Source organism: Streptomyces meridianus (genome assembly GCF_023703325.1).
Classification (GTDB): Bacteria; Actinomycetota; Actinomycetes; order Streptomycetales; family Streptomycetaceae; genus Streptomyces; species Streptomyces meridianus.
Genome location: NZ_JAMQGM010000037.1, coordinates 25,276 through 47,783 on the forward strand (window position 1 = coordinate 25,276; position 22,508 = coordinate 47,783).

Below are 22,508 nucleotides of genomic sequence, written 5' to 3' on the forward strand. Positions count from 1 at the left end.
CAGTGCGTCACGCAGGGAAAGCACGGGAAACCGAGGCATTACTCCGGGTCACTTTCCCGGCGGGGTGAACCACGCAATACCCGGACACGTAGCGCATTCCACAGGTCCTTCCCCGGCCGGTCCCGGATCGCCCGCATCCCGGTCGATTACAGTCTGGGCGGGACGGGGCGCGACGGATTGGCGCCGGTGGAAAGGAGAAGCCGTGGTCGCATCGGCCGGCGGTGGGCCGACCGCCATATGGGGACGCACGGAGCAGCAGGACTTCCGCAGCCGGGTCCGCGGCTGTCTGCTCGGCGGCGCGCTGGGTGATGCGCTCGGCGCCGGGATCGAGTTCCTTTCCCTCGGCGACATCAGGTCCCGGTACGGTGCGGAGGGTGTGACCGACTTCGTGCCCGCCTACGGGCGCCGGGGCGCGGTCACCGACGACACCCAGATGACCCTGTTCACCGTGGACGGGTTGATCCGGGCCCAGGTCCGACGGGACACCGGCGCCTGGCACCCGCCGACGGACGTGTACCGGGCCCATCTGCGGTGGGCCGCCACCCAGCACGACTGGGGCCCCGACGAGCGGCGCAAGGACAGCGGCTGGCTGGCCGGTCAGGAGTGGCTGTACGCCCGGCGCGAACCGGGCCAGGCCTGCCTGTCCGGCCTGTCCGGCGGCACCATGGGGACCCTCGAGAAGCCCCGCAACCCGGACTCGAAGGGATGCGGGGCCGTGATGCGCTCCGCACCGTTCGGGCTGCTGGTGGGCTGGGAGCCGCAACTGGTCTTCCAGCTCGCCGTGGAGTGCGCGGCCCAGACGCACGGCCACCCGACCGGGTACCTCGCGTCGGGGGCGTTCGCGGTCATCGTCCATGCGCTGGCACGGGGCGAGAGCCTGGACGGGGCCGTGCAGCGGGCGCTGGGCCTGCTCGCGGCCCGGCCCGGCCACCAGGAGACGTCGGACGCGCTGCGGCACGCGCTCGGGGCTGTCCGCCAGGGCATGCCGTCCGCGGCGCGTGTCGAGACGCTCGGGCAGGGCTGGACGGCGGAGGAGGCGCTGGCGATCGCGGTCTACTGCACGCTGGTCGCCGAGGACGTGCGCCACGGACTGCTGCTGGCGGTCAATCACAGTGGGGACTCGGACTCGACCGGCTCGATGTGCGGCAACCTGCTGGGCGTGCTGCACGGGGACACGGCACTCCCCCCGGGCTGGGTCGCGGAGGTCGAGGGGCGGTCCACGATCCTCGAGATGGCGGACGACTTCGCGATGGAGATGACGCAGGGTCCCGCGCTGCACGGGCCTGCGGGCTCCGCGCCCGGCTGGCTGGCCCGCTACCCCCGTGCCTGACCGGCATCGCCCCGCCCCGTGATCCGTCCCGCCCTGCGCCGGAGCGGGACGAGCCCCCTCGGCCGGAACGGGGAGCCGGCCGAGGGGGCTCTCGAGGGGGTGGTGCTTCCACCCGGTCTGTCAGCGCAGGTCGAACCGTCCGGACGCGACCTCGGTCACGAACGCCGTCCAGGCCTCCGGGCGGAACCCGAGGGAAGGCCCCTCCGGGTCCTTGGAGTCACGCACGGCCACGGTGCGAATCGCGGGGGACTTCACTTCGACGCATGCGCCGTTCCCGGTCGAGTAGGTCGACTTCGTCCACATGTCGGTGGCGCCTTGCTGGATTGCCATGTCTGCTCCGGTGCTGCCCTGGGGGTTTGCCAACGTTTTTGCAGGCGTGATCGACGCTACTCGCCAACATCGCTGAGTGAGACGGCCGTTCACTCGACCGGATGGCATATTCCTTGCAACGCTTCCGTGTCGCACACGGTGCGTGTACCGTCGCGCGCCCCCGGCAGGCGTGTGTTCCGCGGTCCGGGGCGTCCGCTCAGCGCACGTACTCCTTCGCGATGCCGGCGATGAACTCCCGCGTCTGGTCGGCGTTGAGTGCCTGGGCTCGCAGGTGCTCGTACATCACGCTGTAGCTGTGGACGTCGTTGGCCTTCTCCAGGTAGAGGTCGCTGGTCACGCCCTCCAGGTAGACCACGCTCGAGTCGGAGGCGTCGGGGAACTCGAGGATGGCGTACTGCCCGTTGACCCCGGGATGGGCGCCCATGTCGAACGGCATGACCTGCACCGTCACGTGCGGCAGCCGCGACAGTTCGATCAGATGGCCCAGCTGGTCCCGCATGATCTGCCGGTTGCCGACGACCCGGCGCAGTGCCGCCTCGTCGAGAACGGCCCACAGTCGCAGCGGATGCTCGTCGGACTGTATGCGGTCCTGACGGCGGAGCCTGACCTGCACCCGCTTGTCGATGTCGGCGGATGTGGCCTCGGGCAGTGCACCGCCCACCACGGCCTCCGCGTACGCCCGGGTCTGCAACAGCCCCGGGACGACCTGCGGTTCGTAGACGCGCAGTGATGCCGCGTCCGTCTCCAGCCCGATGTAGACGCTGTACGGGATGTCGCCGAAGGCGTGCCACCAGCCCTGCTGGCGCGAGTCCTTGGCCATCTGCATCAGCGACTCCACGATGCGGTGGTCCTCCACCTCGTAGACCCCGCACAGGTCGCGGACGTCACGCTGGCTGATGCTGCGGCGGCCGTTCTCCAACCGGCTGATCTTGGACTGGGAGACCAGCAGCCGCTCCGCCACCTCCTCCGCCGTCATGCCCTTGAGCTCACGGAGCCTGCGCAGCTCCTGGCCCAACCGGCGTCGCCTGACCGTGGGATTGACGTTGGACGCCACCAGGACCGTCCCTCCGAGTCGTGCCGCTGTTGTCCAGCAGACTGCCACCCCTGACCAGGGCGGCGCTGGGAAACGGCAACAGAGGGTCCTCCCGCGGCCACAGCGGGCAGCATCGAGGTCCGCAGGCTCAGGGCTTCGACGTGGTGCGGGCGCAGAGCCTCCGGGACGGACCGTCCGCTCGCCCCGGAGACCCTGCGCTCCTGTCGTCGGTGATGCCGGACCGCGGTGCGCTTGTGGCGCGGGCGGTCATGCGGTTGTGGTGTTGCCCTGCGGCCTCGTCAGTGCGCTGCGGCGCGGGCCATCGCCGAGTGCCGCGTCTGCGCCGGAATGCCTGCCGGGGCGGAACGGACCGCCTGCGGCCGCCGGGCTGCGACGCCGTTCTGCACGTCCATCACGGCGTGCGCGACCAGGCCGCCCATCGGGTCGTGCCTGATCAGGTCCCGGAGCCTGGAGCGGCAGGACCGCCCCTCGTTGCCCGGGTAGAGGTGCTTGCCGAGACCGACCGCGTGGGCCAGGGCGGCGAGCGCCGCCGTCCGCGGGTCCGGCGGTACACCGGTGCGGATGGCGCTGTCCAGCCGGGCCCTGATCTCCCGGCTGATGTCCGAGTCGACGGCCTGGTAGCGCGTCGTCGGAAGCACCCCGCACATCTGGCCGGCCACGGCATGAACCATGCCGCACCGCTCCAGGTGCGAGAGGTACGTCTGGCGCAGCCCCAGCCGGGGCCCGCCGATCCAGTGCACGGCCCGCACCGGACTGCCGCGCCTGCGCAGCAGTTCGAGTGCGGAGTCCAGCGTCGGATCTCCTGTCGGCCGTGGCAGCACCACGGCGATACGATCCCCATCTGGGGCTATCCGTCCTGCCAGAGCCAGCTCCACTAGCTGTGCCCCGGCGAGGCCGAGGTCGAGCGACTGCGGCTGCGCCGTGGTTCCCGTGGTCGGGTCCAAGGCGAGCAGCAGAAGCTCCTCCGGAATTGTTCTGCGGCTCCTGCCCATCCAAGCCTCCCCGCGTGGATGAATGACAGGGTGACCCCTGCCACATCGGTCTGTCGAGGGTGCGTGGGTCTTTTGTGCACTAATCGATAAGTATGTCTTTCTCGTATCGCGGGTCATTGCGCTCCGGCGTTGCCGGGATGTGACCTTGGAGGGCCGTCCGGCGTTCCGAGGCGACAGCTGTGTTGTGTCGTGGTGAACATCCGGCGGCGGAGGGCAGGACACTGGTATGGCGACGGGCAGTGGGGCGTGGCCGCCGGAGGGCGGGGGGCGTCTTGTGGGAGACCTTGAGGAGGCATCGGTGGCGGGCGAGTCCCCCGACAAGTCGAAGCAGCAGGAGTCGTCGGGGGAGGCGGCCCGGATCCCGGCGGATCCGGGGCTCGGCGTTCTCCGGGAACGCGAACCGGCCGACACGCTGTCAGCGGGTGCCGCTGCGGGAGACTCCGACGGCCCGGCCCATGGCCCCCAGGGCGAGGCCGGCGTCGACCGCGGGGACGCCTCCGTAACCTCCGCCGGTGCGGGCGGGGGCGACGATCCGGCGCCGGACAAGGGGGACGAACGGCTGCGCGCGGCGGTCGCCGCCTGGATGGCGAGCGGATCGGAGGACTCCGAGGATGATCCGACGACCGCCGGCGAGCCTGCTGCCGCAACTGGGGACGGCGTCGGCGCCGGCGCCGGCGAGGCACGTGCGGAGACCGCCCGGCCTGCGGACCGGCCTACATCCATGCTGCGTGTGGCGTCCCTGCCGCCGGTGGCCGAGGACGCCCGGGCGAAGGCCGGCGTCGAGGAGAGCGCTTCCGGCACCGCTTCCGGCGCCGGGGGTGACCGGGACGGCGCCGCCTCGGGAACGGACGCGCGCCGCGACGATGTTCCGGACGCCGCCGGGGAGAGGGCCGGGAAGAGCGAAGCGGACGCCCGGGGGCGGGGGGAGCGCGCGAACGCCGCCGTCGACGTGGACGCAGATGTCGAGGCGGGGGATGCCGACGTCGTGGACACGGACGGGTCGACGGTCGAACGGGCCGTCGGCGACGGCGAGTCGGACCCTGACGGCGGGGCGAGCGGGAACGCCGCTGACGCCGCTGCGGCCGAAGCCCCGGCCGGCACGCAGGACCGCACCCATGGCGCCGTGGAGGACGATGCGGAGGTCCGTGCGGAGCGCGCAGAGGGGCCGGCCGAGACCGGTGAGGAGTCCGATGAGGACGCCGGGGGCCGGGCCGGGGCCGCAGGTGAGGACGATGTTGCCCCGGCCGAGGGCGCCGACGCGAAGCGGTTGCGGGATCAGCCCACGACCGCGCTGGTCCTCCCCGACGCCGGGCAGCCCGGCGCCGCGCAGCGCGACGCCGACGCCGGCGCCGAGGCCGACGCCGGCGCCGAGGGTCGTGGCGAGGAACCGTCCGAGGAGGAGCTGTCCGAGGAGGAGGCGTCCGGCAGCGGCACGGACGCAGACGCTCCGGGCGACCGGGCGACCCGGATGTTCCGGGCCGTGAAGCCTCCGGCGCCCACCGCGCCGAAGGACGCCGGGGGCCGGGGTGACGATGCCGCCGGCGCGTCCCCGGCGGACCGGACCCCCGACTCCGGCACCCCCGACTCCGGCACCCCCGACGTCGCGAAGGCCGCCGCAGCAGCGAGCGCGGGGGGCGGAGGCTCGCCCGAGTCCCGCGCCGTCGAGCGGCCCGCCGAACGCACCAGCCGCTTCGTGCCGTTGCCACCGGAGACCCCGCTCGGCGGCCGCACCGTCACCTCCGCCTCGCGCACCGGCACCACCACCGCGTCCCGCCCCGCCGGCGCTCCGCCGATGCCCCCGCACCGCCCCGGCTCCGGCCCGCTGCCGGAATCGGAGCGGACGAAGAAGCAGCCGTTGCCGCCCCAGCCCTCCGAGGGCCCGTCGGCCCCGCTGGATCTGCTGGCCCAGCTGACCAACACCCCTCCGCCGCCGGAGACTCCGCTGCGGATCGCGTTGCGCCGGGTGAAGATCTGGACGCCGCTGCTCGTCCTGCTGCTGATCGTCTTCGCGACCGCGCAGGCCCTGCGTCCGCTGCCGGATCCGGAACTCGCGCTCACCGCACGTGCCACGTACACCTTCGCGGGGGACCGGCCCGCGCTGCCGTGGCCCGCCGAGGGCCAGGCGTACGTCGAGATCCCGGGGCTCGGGAGCCTCGGTTCGTCGGGTGAGCAGAAGCCCGTGCCGATCGCCAGCGTCGCCAAGGTGATGACGGCCTACGTCATCCTCCGGGACCACCCGATGAAGAAGGGCTCCAAGGGGAAGACCCTGACGGTCGACGCGAAGACGGTGAGCGACTACCGGACCGGGAAGGCCGGGCACGAGTCCGTCGTCGAGGTGACGGAGGGGCAGAAGATCAGCGAGTACGAGGCCCTGCAGGCCCTGATGCTGCCGTCGGCGAACAACATTGCCCGTCTGCTGGCCCGTTGGGACGCCAAGTCCGAGAAGGCGTTCGTCACCAAGATGAACGACGCCGCCAAGGACCTCGGAATGAAGAACACCCACTACACGGACCCCAGCGGTCTCACCCGCTCGACCGTCAGCACTGCGAGCGACCAGGTGAAGCTCGGCAGGAAGGCCATGGAGGATCCGGTGTTCCGGGAGATCTCCGCGCAGCCGTTCTACACGGACAGCAAGGGCAACAAGCAGAACAACTACAACCAGTTGATCCCCTATACCGGCATCGGCATCAAGACGGGCACCAGCACGGCGGCCGGCGGCAACCTGCTCTTCGCCGCCGAGCAGCCGGTCGGCGGCACCACACAGCTGATCATCGGAGCGGCGCTGGGTCAGCACCGGGCGCCGATCATCGACACGGTGACGGCGGCGAGCAAGCTGCTGATCCAGGCCGCCCAGGACTCCCTGGTGTCGCACACGGTCGTCAAGAAGGGCCAGGTCGTCGGGCAGGTGGACGACGGTCTGGGCAGTACGACCCCGGTCGTGGCCACCAAGGACGTCAAGGCCGTCGGCTGGCCGGGCCTGAAGGTCGACCTGGCGATCACCGATGCGGGGAAGCGGATCCCGCACGAGGCGAAGGCCGGGACGAAGGTCGGTGTGCTGACCGTCGGCAGCGGCCCCGGTCAGGTGCGGGTGCCGGTCGAGACCCGGAAGGATCTCGTCGAACCGACGTTCGGCAGCAAGCTCACCCGCATCCTCTGACCCACTGGCCTCTCCTGTTCCTGCGGCCCCGGCGCTTCACCACCGTGCGCCCGGGGCCGCAGGCATGCGCGCCCCCGTGCGCCTGCAACCGGCCGTCCGCCCGGTGTGTCCTGGATGGCGGACCCCGCTCGACGGGGACTCCGCGCGCCGCGTGGTTGCGCGGGCCGATACGGCCACAGGGGGCACACGGACATGGCAGAACCGGTTACGGCAGGGCGCAGAGCCGGCATCGCGCTCGGACTGGCGGGAATGCTGGTGCCGTTGACGGTCGCAGCGGGCACTCCCGCGCAGGCCGCCCACTGCACCAGCTGGACGGGCCCCTACCAGCGCAGCGTCGAGAAGTTCCTCGGACGTCCCGTCGACGGCCGCCAGTCGACGGCCGACTGCACGGTGATCCGGGCGTTTCAGACGCGGCACGGTATCAGCCCGAACATCGGCTACGCCGGGCCGATCACGTGGGGCGTCATGAGCATCATGAAGGCGCAGAAGGCTGCGGGAAGGACTCCGAACAAGGCCGGCAAGTGCCCCGTCAACCGGGGCCGCATCGCGTGCGTCGACCTGACCCGGCAGCTCAGCTGGATCCAGGACGGGCGGAAGCTCCGGTTCGGCCCGGTGCCGGTGCGCACCGGACGCAACGGTCACGAGACGCGCACCGGATCGAGCCGCGTCTACTGGCGCAATCTGAACCACTGGTCGACGCTCTACGACGTGCGCATGCCCTACAGCCAGTTCTTCGACGGCGGTCAGGCGTTCCACTCCATCAGCGGCAGCGTCTGGTCCCCGCCGGGCTCGCACGGCTGCGTGAACATGCGCAAGGCCGACGCCCGGACGTACTGGGGGCTGCTGGGGACGGGTGACGACGTGTTCGTGTACGGGCGCAAGCCCGGCACCTGAGCGAGGGTCCGGCGTACGGCGCAGTGGCGTACGCCGGAGCGGCGAGCGCGGGCACCGATGGAGCAGCCCGGGTGGCTCTCGGCGGGCCGCGCCGGGGGCCTGCTCCTAGCGTTCCTCATGACCTCACAGGTCCTTTCGGAGAGGAACGCCATGAAGAAGATCCTCGCTCGCGGTGTCGCGGTGGCCGGGTTGTCGGCCGCGCTGCTCGTGCCTCTGACCGGTGCCGCCGAGGCGGCGGTTCCGTATCGCACGGACACGGTGTCCGCTGCCGGCCATCACGGTCAGAGCACGCACGGCAAGAAGGCGACGCACGGCAAGAAGGCCCACCACGGCAAGAAGGCTCACCACTCCAAGAAGGCGCAACACGGCAAGAAGCACGGCCACAAGAAGAAGTCCCACCACGGCTACGGCAAACACACGGGATACGGACAGAAGGCACACCACGGCTACGGCAAGCACTCCAAGGGCCGTTCGTACCACCGGGGTTACGGCGCTCCGTTCCGGACGGTCCAGGAACGGCCGAACGGCGTGGTCGGCGCCCTCCTCGGGGTGGTGGACTCCCTCCTCTGAGACTCCGGACCCGCTGCCGTCCGCGGGGCGCTGCCGGGGGCGGCGGCGGATCGTTACGCACGCGTGATCGCCCCGGCTATTACCGCGGGTAAGTCCTCTTGGTTACCGTCGGTTCGGCCTGAATGGTGTGCCAGGGGCTCGGGTTCGGCACCGACGTGAGGAGTCGAACGTGAGTCACCGTCCGCGGAGTGCGCGCACCACCACCGCCTGCGTCATGGCGGCCACGGTCGTGGCCGCCGCCGTGCTCGGCGCCGCACCCTCGGCCCAGGCCGCGTCCCCGGGAACCGGCGCCGTCGCCCGCGTCTCCGGGACTGCCGTCGAGTCGCCGGGGTTCCGGTTCGTCGACATCCCCGGCGCGGACGGGGTCGGGCTGGCCGGAAACGTCTTCGCACCCACGGGCGGTGACGGCGACCGGTACCCGCTGATCGTGCTGCCGACCAGCTGGGCGTCGCCGCAGGCGGAGTATTTCGCCGAGGCGCAGAAGCTCGCCGACAGCGGGTACGTCGTCGTCTCCTACAACCCGCGCGGCTTCCTCCAGTCGGGCGGCGAGATCCAGGTTGCCGGGCCCAAGGACACCGCCGACGCCTCGAAGGTCATCGACTGGGCCCTGGCCAACACCCCCGCCGACCCGCAGCGCATCGGCATGGGAGGCGTCTCGTACGGCGCGGGCATCAGCCTGCTGACCGCCGGCGAGGACGACCGGATCACGACGGTGGCCGCGCTGAGCGGATGGGCCGACCTCATCGACTCGATCTACAGCGGCCGGACCCAGCACCGTCAGGCGGTGGCCATGCTCACCGGGCTCGGCTACCTCACCGGCCGGCCGAGCGAGGAAACCGCCCGCTACATGCGGGAGTTCCTGAGCGGAAGCCTCGAGCACGAGGCCGAGATGATCGCCTGGGGCAAGCAGCGCTCGGCCTCGGCCCGGATCGACCGGATCAACGCCAACGGCGCCGCGATCATGCTGGCCAACGGATGGGGCGACTCGATCTTCCCGCCCAATCAGTACGCCGACTTCTACGAGAAGCTGACCGGCCCGAAGCGCCTGGAGCTGCGCCCCGGCGACCACGCCACCGCCGAGGGATCCGGCCTGCTCGGCCTGCCGAACGACGTGTGGGACGACACCGCCGCTGGTTCGACCACCACCTCAAGGGGGCGGCCAACGGCATCGACCGCGAGCAGCCGGTGCAGCTCAAGGCCCGTACCGGAGGCGGCTACGAGGGCTATCCGAGCTGGCGGGACGTTCCCGGGACGACCGCCCGCATCCCGCTGTCCGGCGCCCGGAGCATCCGGACGGACACCGACTCCGGAGCCGACGGCGGGACGGTCATGCTCTCCGGCGCCCTGGACCAGTTCCTCGCGGTGCCCCCGGTCACGTCGGTCCCGCTGCTGCCGCGCGGCCTGGCGGCGGTCTGGCAGGGCGAGCGCCACGCCGAGCCGCAGCGGCTGCGCGGAACGGTGAAGCTGCACACCACGGTGACCGCCCGCGACAGCGACGGCACTGCGGTCGCCTACCTCTACGACGTGGGCCCGCTCGGGACCGGCAAGCTGGTCACCCACGCCCCCGTGTCGTTCCACGACCAGGCGCCGGGACGCCCGTTCGGCCTCGACCTGGAACTCAACTCCACCGCCTACGACGTTCCGGCCGGCCACCGGCTGACGCTCGTCGTCGACGGCAAGGATCCGCTCTACACGGACCACAACCCGCGTGGCGGAAAGCTGGCCTTCTCGTCGCCGGCGGACGACCCGTCCTGGCTGGAACTCCCGATCCGCCGACGCTGAGAAACACTCTCGCACGCCCGTCCGTACGACCGTGCGGGCGCTGCCGGAACCGGCCTTCCCCCGGGGCCGATCCGGTCCGGCGCCGCCGGTCCTCCAGCGGCGGCCGGTGCTCGATCCCCCCGCCGGAAGGCGCGAGTACCGGGCGCCCGCGCATGGCGTCGTCCGCTGCCCGCGTTCCGGCGGCCTGGTGGACGACGTGCTCAGCAGCGCCGGCCTCCATGGGCCGCCCTTTTTCCCCGCGGGGCCTGTCGGCACGGTGCCCCGCCGCCCCTGCCCGGTCCGGGTGATTTCTCCCGACATTCCGTGCTTTTCGGCCGCGCGACGACGCCAAGGTCGGCCTGCTGAAAGGAAATTGAGAGATGAAACGCAATTGGCGCCGAGCGTCTTTCATTTGTTGAACCCAGGTCGGCGCAGTATCCGATCGCCTACCCATGAGACGCTCTGTATATGCCTGGCGACGCAACGAATCGTGGTGCTGATGTGCGAACATCAACTCCGTTTTCGTGGTTGTGATCGGATGGGCAATCTGTCCCTTATAGGGTGATATGCACACCGGGAATTCAAGAATTGAAGAAAGAGATCGCGCCAAGCCATGGACCTCGGGCGGCAACGTTTCTAGAGTCCCCTGCAAGCCAGCGGCCGAGCCGCCGATGGGACCGCAGGGAATGAAGGAGACCACCAATATGAGGCACTGGTTGCCGAAAGCGGGCATGGCCGTCCTGGCTGCAAGCCTGCTGGCCGGCTGCGGTAGCGGATCAGGGAGCGAGGATGCGGGCAGCAAGCCCCCGTCCTTCAAGGGCAGAGGCCCCATCACCCTGGCCACGGGCAAGGACACCACCGGGGTCATGGACAAGGTCCTCGATCAGTGGAACAGCACGCACCCGAAGGAAAAGGTGCGGATGATCGAGCTCTCCGAGTCCGCGGACGAGCAGCGTCAGCGCATGATCCAGAACGCGGAGCTGAAGTCCGGTGACTTCTCCGTGCTCAACATGGACGTGGTCTGGAACGCCGAGTTCGCGGCGAACCGCTGGATCGTGCCGCTCCCCAAGGGCGAGATCGACACCGGTTCGATGCTGAAGCCGACGGTCGAGGCGGCCACCTACCGCGGCAACCTCTACTCCGCCCCGTGGACCTCCGACGGCGGCCTGCTGTACTTCCGCAAGGATCTTCTCGAGAAGGCCGGGGCCGAGCCCCCGAAGACCTGGGCCGAGATGAAGAAGACCTGCGACAAGGTCCTGAAGCTGCCCGAGGCCAAGGGCATGTCCTGCTACGCGGGCCAGTTCGACAAGTACGAGGGCCTCTCGGTCAACTTCTCCGAGATGATCCACGGCGCCGGCGGTTCCGTCGTAGACAAGGCCGGCAAGCCGACCGTCAACACCCCGGAGGCCAAGAAGGGCCTCAAGTGGTTCGCCGACGCGTTCAAGGACGGCACGATTCCGAAGGAAGCCATCACCTACAAGGAGGAGGAGGGCCGCCAGGCGTTCCAGAAGGGCGACCTGGTCTTCCACCGGCAGTGGCCCTACCAGTGGGCGCTGGCGAACGCGAAGGACGGTTCCTCGAAGGTCGCGGGCAAGTTCAACGTCGCCCCGCTGCCCGGTCTGGACGGCCCCGGCACCTCGAGCCTCGGCGGTCACAACCTCGCGATCAGCTCCGACGCGAAGAACAAGGCCACCGCGCTTGACTTCATCAAGTTCATGACCAACAAGGAGAACCAGAAGAAGCGGCTTCTCCTGACCTCGCAGGCGCCCACCAACGCCGCGCTGTACGAGGACAAGGAACTGCTCAAGAAGTTCCCGTACCTGCCGACGCTGAAGGCGTCGATCAACGGTGCCGAGCCGCGTCCGCGGGTCGTCCAGTACGGCGACGCCACCGCTGCGATGCAGGAGGCCGCCTACGGCGCCCTGAGCGGCAAGACCTCGCCCGATGCGGCTCTTGCCCAGCTCCAGAAGAAGTTGGCCGGGGTCAACTCCAAGTAATCCCCGGGACTGCCGTGCGGCGGGTGCTCGACGACCCGCCGCACGGCATCCGCCGTTGACCGTCTCCCAGAGGTGATCCGACCCCATGTCGACCGTGGCGGCACCACCGCCTTCCCCCACCCGGCCGTCATCCGGCCAGCAGCACGACCCCGCGTCCGCCGCGAAGAAGCGCAAACGCGACACCACCCGCCTGGTCGCCTTCCTGGTCTCGCCGACCGTCGCGGTACTGGGCCTGGTGGTCGGCTACCCGATCATCGCCGCCCTCCGTGAATCGCTGTTCTCGGAGAAGAAGGGGCTCGACGCCAACGGATTCGTCCAGCAGGGCGAGCAGTTCGTCGGCTTCGAGCACTACATCGACCTCCTCAGCGGCGAGGCCGGCGAACGCTTCTGGAACGCCTTCTGGAACACCAGCTTCTTCACCGTCACCACCGTCACCATGGAGACGGTGCTGGGTATCGCCATGGCGCTCGTGATGCACAAGGCGGTGCGCGGGCGCGGCCTGGTCCGCGCCAGCATTCTGGTGCCCTGGGCGATCCCGACGGTCGTGTCCGCCCTGCTCTGGCAGTGGATCTTCCAGGCCAACGGCGTGGCCAACGCCATCCTGGGCCACAAGGTCCTGTGGACCACCGAGGGCTTCCAGGCCCAGCTCGCCGTCATCGTGGCCGATGTCTGGAAGACTGCGCCGTTCGTCGGACTGCTGGTCCTGGCCGGACTCCAGCTCATACCCACCGAGGTCTACGAGGCGGCCCGGGTGGACGGCGCCAAGGCCTGGCAGCAGTTCGTCAGGATCACCCTGCCGCTGATCCGGCCCGTGCTGCTGGTCGCGGTGCTGTTCCGGCTCCTCGACGCGCTGCGCATGTTCGACCTGCCGTTCGTGCTGATCGGCGCCCACAAGGGCTCGGTCGAGACGCTGTCGATGCTGGCCTACGACGAGGCAGCCAACACCCGCTACGGACCCGCCGCCGCCTACGCGGTCATCCTCTTCCTCTACGTGGCCGCCGTGGCCTTCGTCTTCGTCAAGCTCCTCGGAGCGGACGTGTTCTCCTCCGACAAGGCCGCAGCCAAGAAGTCCAAGAGCCGCCTGAAGAAGCCGGCAGCGACGGAGGTCCCCGCATGAGCGCCATCGCTCCCGAGCGCCCCCGGCGCTTCACCCGGCCGTCCCCGAAGGCACTGCTCGGCCTGGCCGGCACGGCCGTCATCGTCGTCTACTGCCTGGCGCCGTTCTACTGGATGGCGGTGTCGGCCTTCCGCCGCAGCTCCGACCTGTTCGCCATCTCCGCGCTGCCGTCGCCCTGGTCGCTGGAGAACTTCGGCGCCGTGATGGAAGCCAAGAACGGGTTCCTCAGGGCACTGCTCAACAGCGTCATCGTGGCCGGTACGACCACGATCCTCACCCTGATGATCGCCACCTTCACGGCATACGCCCTGGCCCGCCTGGAGTTCCGCGGGAAGAACCTGCTGCTCGCGATCGTCATTGCCACGTCGATGTTCCCCACCATCTCGCTGGTGGTCCCGATGCTGAAGCTGTTCACGAACACGCTGCACTGGGTGAACACCTACCAGGCCATGATCGTGCCCAGCATGTCGTTCGCGCTGCCGCTGGCGGTGTGGAACCTGACGGCGTTCTTCAAGCAGCTCCCGCGCGACCTCGAGCAGGCCGCCATGGTCGACGGCTGCACCGCCGGACAGGCCTTCCGGAAGGTCATCCTGCCGCTCACCGCGCCCGGTGTGTTCACCACGGCGATCCTGACGTTCATCATGGCGTGGAACGAGTTCGTGATCGCCCTGTCGATGGTCAACCGCGGCTCGATGCAGACGGCGACGGTGGCCATCTCCCGGTTCACCGGCGCCACCGGGTTCGACGTCCCCTACGGCACCAAGATGGCGGCCGGCGTCCTGGTCACCGTGCCACTGGTGATCGTCGTCCTGATCTTCCAGCGGCGGATCATCGCCGGTCTGACCGCGGGAGCCGTCAAGTAGGCCGGCCCGCAGGCTGCTTCACCGAAGGGGCAGCGGCCCGCCGGCCGCTGCCCCTTCCCAGTCCCACCAGCACCACCATCCGAGGAGTCACCCCGTGCCGCAGTCCCAGCACACCGACGGCAGCAACCCCGCCCCCTGGTGGCGCGACGCCGTCATCTACCAGGTGTACATCCGCAGCTTCGCCGACGACAGCGGCGACGGCATCGGGGACCTCGACGGTCTGCGCCGTCGGCTGCCCTACCTCGCCGACCTCGGGGTGGACGCCCTCTGGCTCAACCCCTGGTACACCTCGCCCATGGCGGACGGCGGTTACGACGTCGCCGACTACCGCGACATCGACCCGTCCTTCGGCACCCTCGAGGACGCCAAAGCCATGATCGCGGAGGCGCACGAGCAGGGGCTGCGGGTCGTCATCGACATCGTCCCCAACCACACCTCGGACCAGCACGCCTGGTTCCAGGAGGCTCTCGCGGCCGAGCCGGGCGCGCCCGCCCGCGACCTCTACCACTTCCGCCCCGGCAAGGGCGTCGAGGGCGACGAGCCGCCGAACGACTGGCGCAGCGTCTTCGGCGGCCCGGCCTGGACCCGCACCACCAACGCGGACGGCACACCCGGTGAGTGGTACCTGCACCTGTTCGCCTCCGAGCAGCCGGACCTCAACTGGGACAACCAGGTGGTGCGGGACGAGTTCGAGTCGATCCTGAAGTTCTGGTTCGACCTCGGCGTCGACGGCGTCCGCATCGACGTCGCCAACTCGCTGCTCAAGGAGCCCGGACTGCCGGACGTCGGCACCTCGGACATCGAACTGCTCACCAGCGACCCCGATGCGGGCGGCCCCGAGCACCCGCACTGGGACCGCAACGGGGTGCACGAGATCTTCCGCGGCTGGCGGGCCGTCGCCGACTCCTACGACGACCCGCGGGTGTTCGTCGCCGAGGCGTGGGTCGGTACGCCGCAGCGCCTGGCCCGCTACGTCCGCCCGGACGAGCTGCACACCGCCTTCAACTTCGACTATCTGCAGGCTCCGTGGCGTCCGGCTCAGCTGCGCAGTGCCATCGACACCTCGATCGCCGCCCTCGGCGCGGTCGGCGCCCCGCCCACCTGGGTGCTGTCGAACCACGACGTGGCCCGGCACGTGACCCGCTACGCCGTGGAGCAGACCGAGAAGCAGATCCGTTCGCTGGCCCACGTGGCCGACGCCGACATCGACCTGGAGCTCGGCACCCGCCGGGCCCGCGCGGCCGCCCTGCTGATGCTGGCGCTGCCCGGTGGCGCGTACGTCTACCAGGGCGAGGAACTGGGCCTGTGGGAGGTCACGGACCTGCCCGAGGAACTGCTCCAGGACCCGACGTGGAAGCGGTCGGAGCACACCGACCGCGGACGTGACGGCTGCCGGGTCCCGTTGCCGTGGTCCGGCGACGAGCCGCCCTTCGGCTACAGCCCGGAGGACGCGCACGCCGAGCCGTGGCTGCCGCAGCCCGCCGCGTGGAAGCACCTCACGCCCGAGGCGCAGGCCGGTGACCCCGGCTCAATGCTGGAGCTGTACCGCTCGGCGCTGCGGATCCGCCGTGCGCAGAGCGCCCTCGGCGACGGCGAGTTGACCTGGGAGTCGGAGCCGGACGCCGCCGTCCAGTCCTTCACCCGTGGCGCTCCCGACTTCCGGTGCGTGGTCAACTTCGGCAGCGAGCCGGCCGAACTGCCGGCCCACCGCGAGGTGCTGCTGTCCAGCGTCCCGCTGGAGGACGGCCGGCTGCCCGGCGACGCGGCCGTCTGGCTCGCGATCTGACCTCCTCCGACGCCCTGATGTGGCCGGCCTCCCGAGAAGGGGGCCGGCCGCGGCGTTGTCAGCCGCTGATCTTCTTGCGTGCTTGCGCCAAGTCGTCCTCGGCGAAATGGCCGTGGGCGTCCTGGTACCGACGCAGGTCCTCGCCGAGGAGCCGGTGACGTTCGCGGCGGTCTGCCGCTTCGGCGCCAGTGTCTGCTTCGTGCGGTTCCGGCTGTCCCTCGGCCATGTCTCAGTCGCCCTTGGTGCGGCAGTCGCGGCACTTGCCGGGCGCGGCGGAGCGGAACGCGCGCTCGCAGCCGTCGCAGGTCCGCAGGGGTGCGGGACGCCCCGGAGCGGGGATGCGGGGCGGACGCACCGGGGCGACGGGAAGTGTGGTCGGGCCGGGCAGTGCGGGCGGCAGCCATTCGGTGAGCCGGTACGCGATCAGTCGCGCGGGATGCTGGATCCCGCCCAGCGGCAGCGAGCCGCTGAGCGTCCGGGTGATCTGCTCCGGCCCGACCCCGCGGTCCAGCCACGCGCAGACACCGGGGACCAGCCGCCGGACGTCCAGCTCGGACAGCAGCAGCCGCGGGTCGCGCAGCCGTAGCGACGCGAGCAGCTCGGCGGCGGTGCGGCTGTGCAGCGGGACCACCGTGTCGTCCCCGGGGCCGAGTGGCCAGCTCCCGGCGTCCGGGGCGGGCTCCGGTGTCCGGGGCGCGGAGGGCGGCGGGGTGACGGGGACGGCGGGCACCGGGGCGTCCGGGATCACGGACCGCACGCGCGGGCCGGGGATCAGCCGGGGCTCCGGCGGGCCGGGAGCCGGGCGGTGGTGCGGCGACGGCGCGGGGGCGGCGTCCGGGTTCTCGCGGAACGTGGTGCGGCTGACGATCCGGCCCGCGTCGGTGCGCTCGCGGCGGCGCTCCAGGTAACCGGCGGCTTCCAGCTCGCGCAGGGCGCGGGCGATGGTGATCTCGCCCTCGGGGAAGCGGCTGCACAGGTGCTTGACGCCGACCGAGGCGCCGTCCGGCAGCGACTGGATGTGGACGGCGATGCCGATGGCCACCGCCGAGAGCGTGGGGTGCTGGGAGAGGTGATGTCCGACCACGGTGAAGTGAGTTTCGTGTCGGTGCCGGATGTGGGTGACCCCGGCCTGCCGGGACTCGGTGTGCGCGCGGGGTTGCGCGCTAAACTGCGCTGCAGTCATCGGGAAGGTCCGTTCTTCCTGGATGATCAGGCCCTCGTTCGGGATGCCAGTCCCGGCCGGGGGCCGTCGTCGTTGTGAGGTTGTTGGCGCGACCGTACCGCCCCCGACCTGTCGCTCACCACTTCGTCACCCGATGGAGTGACAAGGGTGGTTGGGGTGGGGAAGGAGTTTCTTTCCCGGTTTCTTTTCAGGACGTCGAGCCGCACCGCGACGCGGCCCACCGGGTCGCGGAAACCCACGACGTGGTTCCGGTCAGGGCGTGTTGGCGCCGGTGACGCGAACGTCGGCGACGAAGGCGCTCCGGGCGTCGGGGGTGAAAGCGAGTTGCGGGCCGCTGCGGTCCTTCGAGTCGCGGACGGGCACGGCCCCGGCGCGCGCGGCGACGCCGACCGTGCGAGTACGTCCCTTCCCTCCGCATTCGAGGTCGGGGCGGCAAGGCTGAGCCACGGGTCCGAATCCGGGCACGACACCGGCAGGGTTACGGTGTTACTCTAAATTTGGTCGTTCGTTCAAGGCGATCGACCAAGAGGGATCGGAGAAACATGGCGGAGGGAGCAGCGGCCCGCGGCGCGGCGACGCGGGAAGCGCTGATGCGGGCCGCGATCGAGCTGATCGGCGAGGTCGGCTGGGGCAGTGTGAGCACCCGGATGGTCGCGGAGCGGGCCGGCGTGCCCACCGGGTCGGTGCACTACCACTTCCGGTCGCTGGACGGCCTGCTCGCCGACGCGACGCTGCCGCTGCTGAACGGTCTCGTCGCCGAGGCCGAGTCCGCGTTGGACGCCGCGGAAGGCATCGACGGCGGCATCGACTGGATCACCGGAATGATCAGTCACTACACCGCGGACGCGAGCGAGTTGCGGCTGTCCGGCGAGATCTTCCTGGCCGCCGCCCGCAGCGAACGTCTCGGAGCGGAGATCGCGGCCGCCCTGGCCCGTTTCCGACGGGCGGTCGCCGCATGGCTGACCCGCTGCGGCCGGGACCGGGACGCCGAGGCCGTGGCAGTCGTCATCGCCGCGTCCGTCGACGGCCTGATGCTGCACCGCGCCGTCGACGCGAGCGTCGACCCGAACGCCCTCGCCGACGTACTGCGCACCATTCTCAAGACCGACGGGACACGGAGGAACGCGAAGTGAGAGCTCTCATCTGCGGCGCCGGGATAGCCGGGCTCACCCTGGCCTGGTGGCTCGAACGGGACGGCTGGGACGTGCAGATCGTGGAGAAGGCCCCGGGACTCCGTGCCGACGGGTACATGATCGATTTCTTCGGGTCCGGGTATGACGTCGCCGAACTCATGGGTCTGCTCCCGGAACTGCGCCGCGTGCACACCTCGATCGAGGAGCTGCGCTACGTCGACCGGGAGGGCCGCAGCGAGGGCCACGCCTCGTACGAGCGGTTCGCAGCCACCATCGACGACCGGGTCTTCTCCTTCATGCGCGGCGAGTTGGAGCAGGTCATCCACGACGCGCTGGACGGCCGGGTGCGGATCCGCTACGACGCGACCGTCGACGCCGTCCGGGAGACCGGCGGCGGACTCGCCGAGGTGACCCTGGACGACGGCTCGGTCGAGCAGGTCGACCTGCTCGTGGGAGCGGACGGTGTGCGTTCGCGGGTGCGCGAACTCGCCTTCGGGCCGGCGGACCGCTACCTGCGTCATCTGCCGTACCACACGGCCTCGTACGTCTTCAGTGACGACGAACTGCAGGCGCGGGTCGGCCGGAGGTTCCTCCTCATCGGCGAGCCCGGCCTCCAGGGCGGTCTCTATCCCACCACCGACGGCCGGCTGGCCACCACTCTGATTCACCGGGTGCCGGACCCGGCGCTCCCGGCCGATCCGGCGGCCGAGGCGCGCTCCGTGTACGGCGGCATGGGCGGGATCGTCGAAGAGGCCCTACGGCACTGCCCCGACGGTCCGGGCCTCTACTACGACCAGGTCACCCAGGTCGAGATGGAACGCTGGTCCCGGGGCCCGGTGACGCTGCTGGGCGATGCCTGCCAGGCCGTGTCCCTGATGGCGGGGCAGGGCGCGTCGATGGCCATGGGCGGTGCGTACGTCCTGGCGGCCGAATTGCGGCACGGCGGCACCGTCGCCGAGGCTGCCGCCCGGTACGAGCACCGGATGCGTCCGTTCGTCCTGCAGAAGCAACGGTCGGGGCGGCGCAGCGCCGCGTGGATGGTCCCGACCGAGCGGTGGCGCATCATCGCTCGCGGTCTGCTGCTCGCCGGAATGGGACTGCCCGGGACCGCAGCTGTGCTGCGCGCTCTCTTCAGCACCCTGCGCACCAGCGTCGTGCCGAAGGGGGAGCGGACCGCGGTACCCGGTCACTGAGACCGCCGCGGACACCCGGCGGGGGCGGTACGAGCCGTGGCCCGTACCGCCCCCGCCCGTTGCGGAGCTGCCGTCAGCCCGCCATCGGCAGGACCGTGCGCGGGCGGACCGTCAACAGGTCGTCGGCCACGGCCTCGCCGGTGTCCGAGTCGACGATGCTGACGCGGACCGCCGGTTCCCCGGTGGTGTCCCGGCTGGTCGTCGCGTCGAGCGCGAACACGACGGAGACCGGCCGGCCCGTGTGCACACCCGAGTAGAGCAGGATGCGCCAGCCGTCCTCCTCCCAGTGGTCCAGCAAGCCGGACCGCACCACCGGGGAAGCGGCCTGCCAGGCGAGGGAGTTCTCCAGCAGTTCGACCGTCGCGGCGGCCGGGACCCGTTCGCCGCCGGACGTGCCGGTGAGCGGATGTCCGAGCAGCCGCAGCCGTGTCCGGCGCACCGGCAGCAGCCACCAGCGGTCCAGGTCGGCGGAGAGGCCGCCCAGGACCGCGGCGGCCACGGCCAGCAGACCGAGCGAGACACCCGGCCGTGCGGACACCGTGGCCCACCAGGTGCCGGTGGCCGTCGCAGCGGTCGCCCCGCCCGCGAGAACCAGACCCGCACGCGCGAAGGCCCGCCAGGTGATCGGCGCGGACTCGTTCGCCGAGCACCCGCACGAGGACTCCGGGGCGATCGCCCGCCCGTAGGCGAGGTAGCCGACGAACCCCGCCCCCAGCACGCCCGCGGAAACGGCGGGCGCCGGATGCCCCGGAAGGGCCAGCAGCCCGACGGCAACGACGAGTTCCGCCGCGCCGACCGCCCGGAGCACGAGACCGGCCCGCTCACTGCTGCGCAGCATGCGGGCCAGCGCCGTCTTCGGCGCCTGCCGCACGGTGGCGCGGCTGACGAGTTTGACCGCGCCGGTCCAGCCGAGGAGGACGCCGATCACCAACGGGGTGAGGCTCGTTGTGGTCGTGAGCATCGCGCTCCCCTTCCCGGGTCAGTGCCCGACGGTGACGCGGACGATGTCCACCGAGTCGTCCGCCGGCCGCCAGGCTCCGAGGACCTGGGCGGCCTGCCCGATACGCAGCCGCGAGAGGTCGGACGTGGGGGCCCGGCCCGCGTACGAGGCGTTGCTGGTCCCGTCGATGATGTTGCCCACGAGTTCGTGCCGGCCGTGTGCGAGGTGCAGCCGGCGCTTCTCGATGCCGCGGATGGTGGTGTGCAGGTTGACGATGTTCACCCACACGGCGTCCGCGGCGACCGTGCCGTCCGGCATCGGGACACCACGGGCGTAGAGGCCGTCGCCGACCTCGATCACCTCGGCGGTGGTCTCGCGGACCTTCCACACGCTGGTGGCGTTGGTCATCTGCACGCGCGAGTTGTCGCCGTGCGATCCGGCGACCTCGAGGATGCTGCCGGTGATGCCCGTGATCCTGCCCTCGACGAAGGAGGTCGTGGCGATTGCGGGATCCAGTGAGGGCGCGGGCGCCGCGAAGGCCGCGTCGGCGTCGAGTCCGCCGAGTGCGGTCGCCCCGACGATGGTGGCGCCGCCGAGGGCGGCGGTGGTGAGGAAGCGGCGACGGCCGAGGCCGTGGTGGTCCTGGCGTGCGGTCATGTCAGGTCCTCCTCACTCGTAGATGTAGACCGGCAGCTTGCCGGAGCTGAGGCTGCCGATGGCCGAGAAGGCGGCCGGAGTCAGGTCCAGGACGCGGTTGGTCCGGCAGGTGCCGTTGCAGCAGGTGGCCTCGCCGCACCACTCCTTGGTGCGGGGGCCGCAGTCCGTGATGGTGATGCAGACAGTGGCACCGGAGCACTGGTGCCTGACGTTCATCACGGAGCCGCACCCGCGTCTGGGGATGTTCTCGCCGCACAGGTCGGGCCGGGTGATGTCCCAGCATGCCTGCGAGGCGTTGGGCCAGGCGCCGTGGTTCGCGCCGGACCGGCAGTTGCCGCAGGCGCCGCCGCCCGTGCTCGCGCACGGGCCCCAGGCGTTTCCGCAGCAGAACCAGCTGGTTTCGCCGGCCCAGAGACTGGTTGATCCGCAAGCCATGGTGCAGTCCCTCTCTGTGTGGGGGGAAAGCATTGTCGCGTGCATGACATGTGCACTGCCGGGTGAGGCCCGCGCTGGGATTCCAGGGGGCGGGGCTCACGGGACAGACGGTGCTGGCTGTACTGGCGGAGCACCTCAATCATGGCCGCACGACGCCCCGTTGGCCAGATGTCATGAGCCGTGAGTGTGTCCCGCTGCTCTTCGCGCGGAGGGAGACCCCCCTCACGGATCGGCGCCGCCCCCGCATGGATCGGCGCCGATCCATGCGGGGGGCGGCTGGGGTCCCGGCCTCAGCCGGCGTACGGGTTGCCCGGCATCGGGGTGTGCTGCGCGCCGTAGGGCGACGCCCCCGGCCGGTCCGCCGGAGAACCGTACGGCGGCTGCTGCTGCGGTGCGGGGGAGGGGGCGGACCCGCCGTACGGCGGAGCCTGCTGCGGGTGAGGAGCCGGTGCCGGAGTGCCGTGGGGCTGCTGCTGGGAGAATGCCGGTGCCGGTGCGGGAGCGCCGTAGGGAGCCATGGACTGCGCAGGCATCCCGTGCTGCGGCACCCCCGGCGCGGACATGCCCTGCGGCGCCATCCCGTGCGGAGCGCCCGTGATCATTCCGATCACCTGGTCCATCTCGTCCCGCCAGATCCGGTGCACGTTCATCCGGGTCGGCTGCATCTCGCCCGGCAGAAGGAACCGGAAAGAACTCCACAGCGGATTGCGCTGGACGTCGCCCATCAACTGCGGTGCCTGGTCCCGGGGGATCGCGTACGCGACCTCCTGCGGCCGCTGCGTGAAGCGGTTGTACCGGTGGAGGACGACGGCCTGGTCCGTCACCGTCACGAAGTAGAACTTCACCAGCAGCTGGCCGACCAGGCCCATCGCGTTCGTCAGCCAGGGGCTCGGGCCGGTGACGGTTGCGATCGTGACGTGCGGCCGGTCGCCGGGATTGGCCTGCGCGATGGCCTGAGCCACGTGTTCCTTGATGGTTGCCTTGCGGATGGCCATACGGCTGGTCCCCCCAGTGGTGCCGGCGAGCAGAGTTGGTTTCCGGAGCGTGCGGCTACGTTTTCCGGGCCGCGCCCGGACGGGGCGGCAGTGCAGCGTACCCGGCGACCCGGGGCTCCGG

Annotated in this window: 20 protein-coding genes and 1 pseudogene; 11 read left to right on the top strand and 10 right to left on the bottom strand. The window is 71.0% G+C overall.

Features of this window, described 5'->3' with window-relative positions; genetic code table 11:
• Positions 1-202: 202 nt before the first annotated feature.
• Positions 203-1,330 carry an ADP-ribosylglycohydrolase family protein gene (locus M1E25_RS16930; protein ID WP_251416360.1) on the top strand — a complete coding sequence of 376 codons (1,128 nt, stop codon included), beginning with the start codon at positions 203-205 and terminating at the stop codon, positions 1,328-1,330.
• A 120-nt stretch (positions 1,331-1,450) separates the two neighbouring features.
• On the opposite strand, the gene M1E25_RS16935 is transcribed toward M1E25_RS16930, so the two are convergent.
• The 3 genes from M1E25_RS16935 to M1E25_RS16945 all read right to left on the bottom strand — a co-directional run bounded on the left by M1E25_RS16935 (position 1,451) and on the right by M1E25_RS16945 (position 3,706).
• On the bottom strand, positions 1,451-1,660 hold the full coding sequence (locus tag M1E25_RS16935; protein ID WP_251416361.1) for a DUF397 domain-containing protein: 210 nt from the start codon (positions 1,658-1,660) through the stop codon (positions 1,451-1,453).
• 196 nt (positions 1,661-1,856) lie between these two features.
• Complete coding sequence (locus M1E25_RS16940; RefSeq protein ID WP_251416363.1) at positions 1,857-2,714, bottom strand: helix-turn-helix domain-containing protein; 858 nt, start codon at positions 2,712-2,714, stop codon at positions 1,857-1,859.
• Positions 2,715-2,992: 278 nt separating this feature from the next.
• Positions 2,993-3,706, bottom strand: coding sequence for a GOLPH3/VPS74 family protein (locus M1E25_RS16945; protein ID WP_251416365.1), 714 nt, complete (start codon positions 3,704-3,706; stop codon positions 2,993-2,995).
• Positions 3,707-4,004: 298 nt separating this feature from the next.
• Between M1E25_RS16945 and M1E25_RS25790 the strand changes: the two genes are divergently transcribed.
• The 8 genes and pseudogenes from M1E25_RS25790 (at position 4,005) to M1E25_RS16985 (ending at position 15,851) form a co-directional block, all read left to right on the top strand.
• Positions 4,005-6,863 carry a D-alanyl-D-alanine carboxypeptidase gene (locus M1E25_RS25790; protein ID WP_251416367.1) on the top strand — a complete coding sequence of 953 codons (2,859 nt, stop codon included), beginning with the start codon at positions 4,005-4,007 and terminating at the stop codon, positions 6,861-6,863.
• Positions 6,864-7,055: 192 nt separating this feature from the next.
• The gene (locus M1E25_RS16955; protein WP_251416369.1) at positions 7,056-7,757 is read left to right on the top strand and encodes a L,D-transpeptidase; all 702 of its coding nucleotides are present in this window, start codon (positions 7,056-7,058) and stop codon (positions 7,755-7,757) included.
• Between the two features lie 150 nt (positions 7,758-7,907).
• Positions 7,908-8,327: a hypothetical protein gene (locus M1E25_RS16960; protein ID WP_251416371.1), complete on the top strand. Its 420-nt coding sequence runs from the start codon at positions 7,908-7,910 to the stop codon at positions 8,325-8,327.
• A gap of 214 nt (positions 8,328-8,541) precedes the next feature.
• Positions 8,542-10,109 (top strand): annotated as a pseudogene (locus M1E25_RS16965) (CocE/NonD family hydrolase).
• A gap of 683 nt (positions 10,110-10,792) precedes the next feature.
• Complete coding sequence (locus M1E25_RS16970) at positions 10,793-12,085, top strand: ABC transporter substrate-binding protein (RefSeq protein ID WP_251416373.1); 1,293 nt, start codon at positions 10,793-10,795, stop codon at positions 12,083-12,085.
• A gap of 85 nt (positions 12,086-12,170) precedes the next feature.
• Positions 12,171-13,202: a carbohydrate ABC transporter permease gene (locus tag M1E25_RS16975; protein ID WP_251416376.1), complete on the top strand. Its 1,032-nt coding sequence runs from the start codon at positions 12,171-12,173 to the stop codon at positions 13,200-13,202.
• Positions 13,199-14,065 (top strand): carbohydrate ABC transporter permease, encoded by an 867-nt coding sequence (locus M1E25_RS16980; protein WP_251416378.1) that lies wholly within the window; start codon positions 13,199-13,201, stop codon positions 14,063-14,065. The genes M1E25_RS16975 and M1E25_RS16980 overlap by 4 nt, the downstream gene beginning before the upstream one ends.
• A 94-nt stretch (positions 14,066-14,159) precedes the next feature.
• The gene (locus M1E25_RS16985) at positions 14,160-15,851 is read left to right on the top strand and encodes a glycoside hydrolase family 13 protein (protein WP_251416380.1); all 1,692 of its coding nucleotides are present in this window, start codon (positions 14,160-14,162) and stop codon (positions 15,849-15,851) included.
• A 58-nt stretch (positions 15,852-15,909) separates the two neighbouring features.
• Here the strand turns inward: M1E25_RS16985 and M1E25_RS16990 are convergent, their stop codons facing one another.
• The 3 genes from M1E25_RS16990 to M1E25_RS17000 all read right to left on the bottom strand — a co-directional run bounded on the left by M1E25_RS16990 (position 15,910) and on the right by M1E25_RS17000 (position 17,481).
• Positions 15,910-16,077, bottom strand: a complete 168-nt coding sequence (locus M1E25_RS16990; RefSeq protein WP_251416382.1) for a hypothetical protein — start codon at positions 16,075-16,077, stop codon at positions 15,910-15,912.
• A gap of 3 nt (positions 16,078-16,080) precedes the next feature.
• Positions 16,081-17,034 carry a helix-turn-helix domain-containing protein gene (locus M1E25_RS16995; protein WP_251416384.1) on the bottom strand — a complete coding sequence of 318 codons (954 nt, stop codon included), beginning with the start codon at positions 17,032-17,034 and terminating at the stop codon, positions 16,081-16,083.
• A 252-nt stretch (positions 17,035-17,286) separates the two neighbouring features.
• Positions 17,287-17,481 (bottom strand): DUF397 domain-containing protein, encoded by a 195-nt coding sequence (locus M1E25_RS17000; RefSeq protein WP_251416386.1) that lies wholly within the window; start codon positions 17,479-17,481, stop codon positions 17,287-17,289.
• Positions 17,482-17,576: 95 nt separating this feature from the next.
• Here M1E25_RS17000 and M1E25_RS17005 point away from each other — a divergent pair, with 95 nt between their 5' ends.
• Together M1E25_RS17005 and M1E25_RS17010 are read left to right on the top strand one after the other, a co-directional pair.
• The gene (locus M1E25_RS17005; RefSeq protein ID WP_251416388.1) at positions 17,577-18,167 is read left to right on the top strand and encodes a TetR/AcrR family transcriptional regulator; all 591 of its coding nucleotides are present in this window, start codon (positions 17,577-17,579) and stop codon (positions 18,165-18,167) included.
• Positions 18,164-19,360, top strand: coding sequence for an FAD-dependent monooxygenase (locus M1E25_RS17010; RefSeq protein WP_251416390.1), 1,197 nt, complete (start codon positions 18,164-18,166; stop codon positions 19,358-19,360). The genes M1E25_RS17005 and M1E25_RS17010 overlap by 4 nt, the downstream gene beginning before the upstream one ends.
• Before the next feature lie 73 nt (positions 19,361-19,433).
• Here M1E25_RS17010 and M1E25_RS17015 read toward each other — a convergent pair whose 3' ends face one another.
• From M1E25_RS17015 to M1E25_RS17030, 4 genes are all read right to left on the bottom strand, one after another.
• Positions 19,434-20,321: a MauE/DoxX family redox-associated membrane protein gene (locus tag M1E25_RS17015; protein ID WP_251416392.1), complete on the bottom strand. Its 888-nt coding sequence runs from the start codon at positions 20,319-20,321 to the stop codon at positions 19,434-19,436.
• An 18-nt stretch (positions 20,322-20,339) separates the two neighbouring features.
• Entirely contained in the window at positions 20,340-20,957 is a 618-nt protein-coding gene (locus tag M1E25_RS17020) for a cell wall protein (protein WP_251416395.1), read from the bottom strand.
• Positions 20,958-20,969: 12 nt separating this feature from the next.
• Positions 20,970-21,392 carry an RlpA-like double-psi beta-barrel domain-containing protein gene (locus M1E25_RS17025; protein WP_251416397.1) on the bottom strand — a complete coding sequence of 141 codons (423 nt, stop codon included), beginning with the start codon at positions 21,390-21,392 and terminating at the stop codon, positions 20,970-20,972.
• 290 nt (positions 21,393-21,682) lie between these two features.
• Positions 21,683-22,387 carry a hypothetical protein gene (locus M1E25_RS17030; RefSeq protein ID WP_251416399.1) on the bottom strand — a complete coding sequence of 235 codons (705 nt, stop codon included), beginning with the start codon at positions 22,385-22,387 and terminating at the stop codon, positions 21,683-21,685.
• Positions 22,388-22,508: the final 121 nt, after the last annotated feature.

Excerpts from the sequence above, each read along its gene's own strand:
- M1E25_RS16935 (WP_251416361.1), bottom strand. The coding sequence starts at position 1,660 with ATGGCAATCCAGCAAGGCGCCACCGACATGTGGACGAAGTCGACCTAC.
- M1E25_RS16945 (WP_251416365.1), bottom strand. The coding sequence starts at position 3,706 with ATGGGCAGGAGCCGCAGAACAATTCCGGAGGAGCTTCTGCTGCTCGCC.
- M1E25_RS16955 (WP_251416369.1), top strand. The coding sequence starts at position 7,056 with ATGGCAGAACCGGTTACGGCAGGGCGCAGAGCCGGCATCGCGCTCGGA.
- M1E25_RS16960 (WP_251416371.1), top strand. The coding sequence starts at position 7,908 with ATGAAGAAGATCCTCGCTCGCGGTGTCGCGGTGGCCGGGTTGTCGGCC.
- M1E25_RS16970 (WP_251416373.1), top strand. The coding sequence starts at position 10,793 with ATGAGGCACTGGTTGCCGAAAGCGGGCATGGCCGTCCTGGCTGCAAGC.
- M1E25_RS16975 (WP_251416376.1), top strand. The coding sequence starts at position 12,171 with ATGTCGACCGTGGCGGCACCACCGCCTTCCCCCACCCGGCCGTCATCC.
- M1E25_RS16980 (WP_251416378.1), top strand. The coding sequence starts at position 13,199 with ATGAGCGCCATCGCTCCCGAGCGCCCCCGGCGCTTCACCCGGCCGTCC.
- M1E25_RS16990 (WP_251416382.1), bottom strand. The coding sequence starts at position 16,077 with ATGGCCGAGGGACAGCCGGAACCGCACGAAGCAGACACTGGCGCCGAA.
- M1E25_RS16995 (WP_251416384.1), bottom strand. The coding sequence starts at position 17,034 with ATGACTGCAGCGCAGTTTAGCGCGCAACCCCGCGCGCACACCGAGTCC.
- M1E25_RS17005 (WP_251416388.1), top strand. The coding sequence starts at position 17,577 with ATGGCGGAGGGAGCAGCGGCCCGCGGCGCGGCGACGCGGGAAGCGCTG.
- M1E25_RS17015 (WP_251416392.1), bottom strand. The coding sequence starts at position 20,321 with ATGCTCACGACCACAACGAGCCTCACCCCGTTGGTGATCGGCGTCCTC.
- M1E25_RS17020 (WP_251416395.1), bottom strand. The coding sequence starts at position 20,957 with ATGACCGCACGCCAGGACCACCACGGCCTCGGCCGTCGCCGCTTCCTC.
- M1E25_RS17025 (WP_251416397.1), bottom strand. The coding sequence starts at position 21,392 with ATGGCTTGCGGATCAACCAGTCTCTGGGCCGGCGAAACCAGCTGGTTC.
- M1E25_RS17030 (WP_251416399.1), bottom strand. The coding sequence starts at position 22,387 with ATGGCCATCCGCAAGGCAACCATCAAGGAACACGTGGCTCAGGCCATC.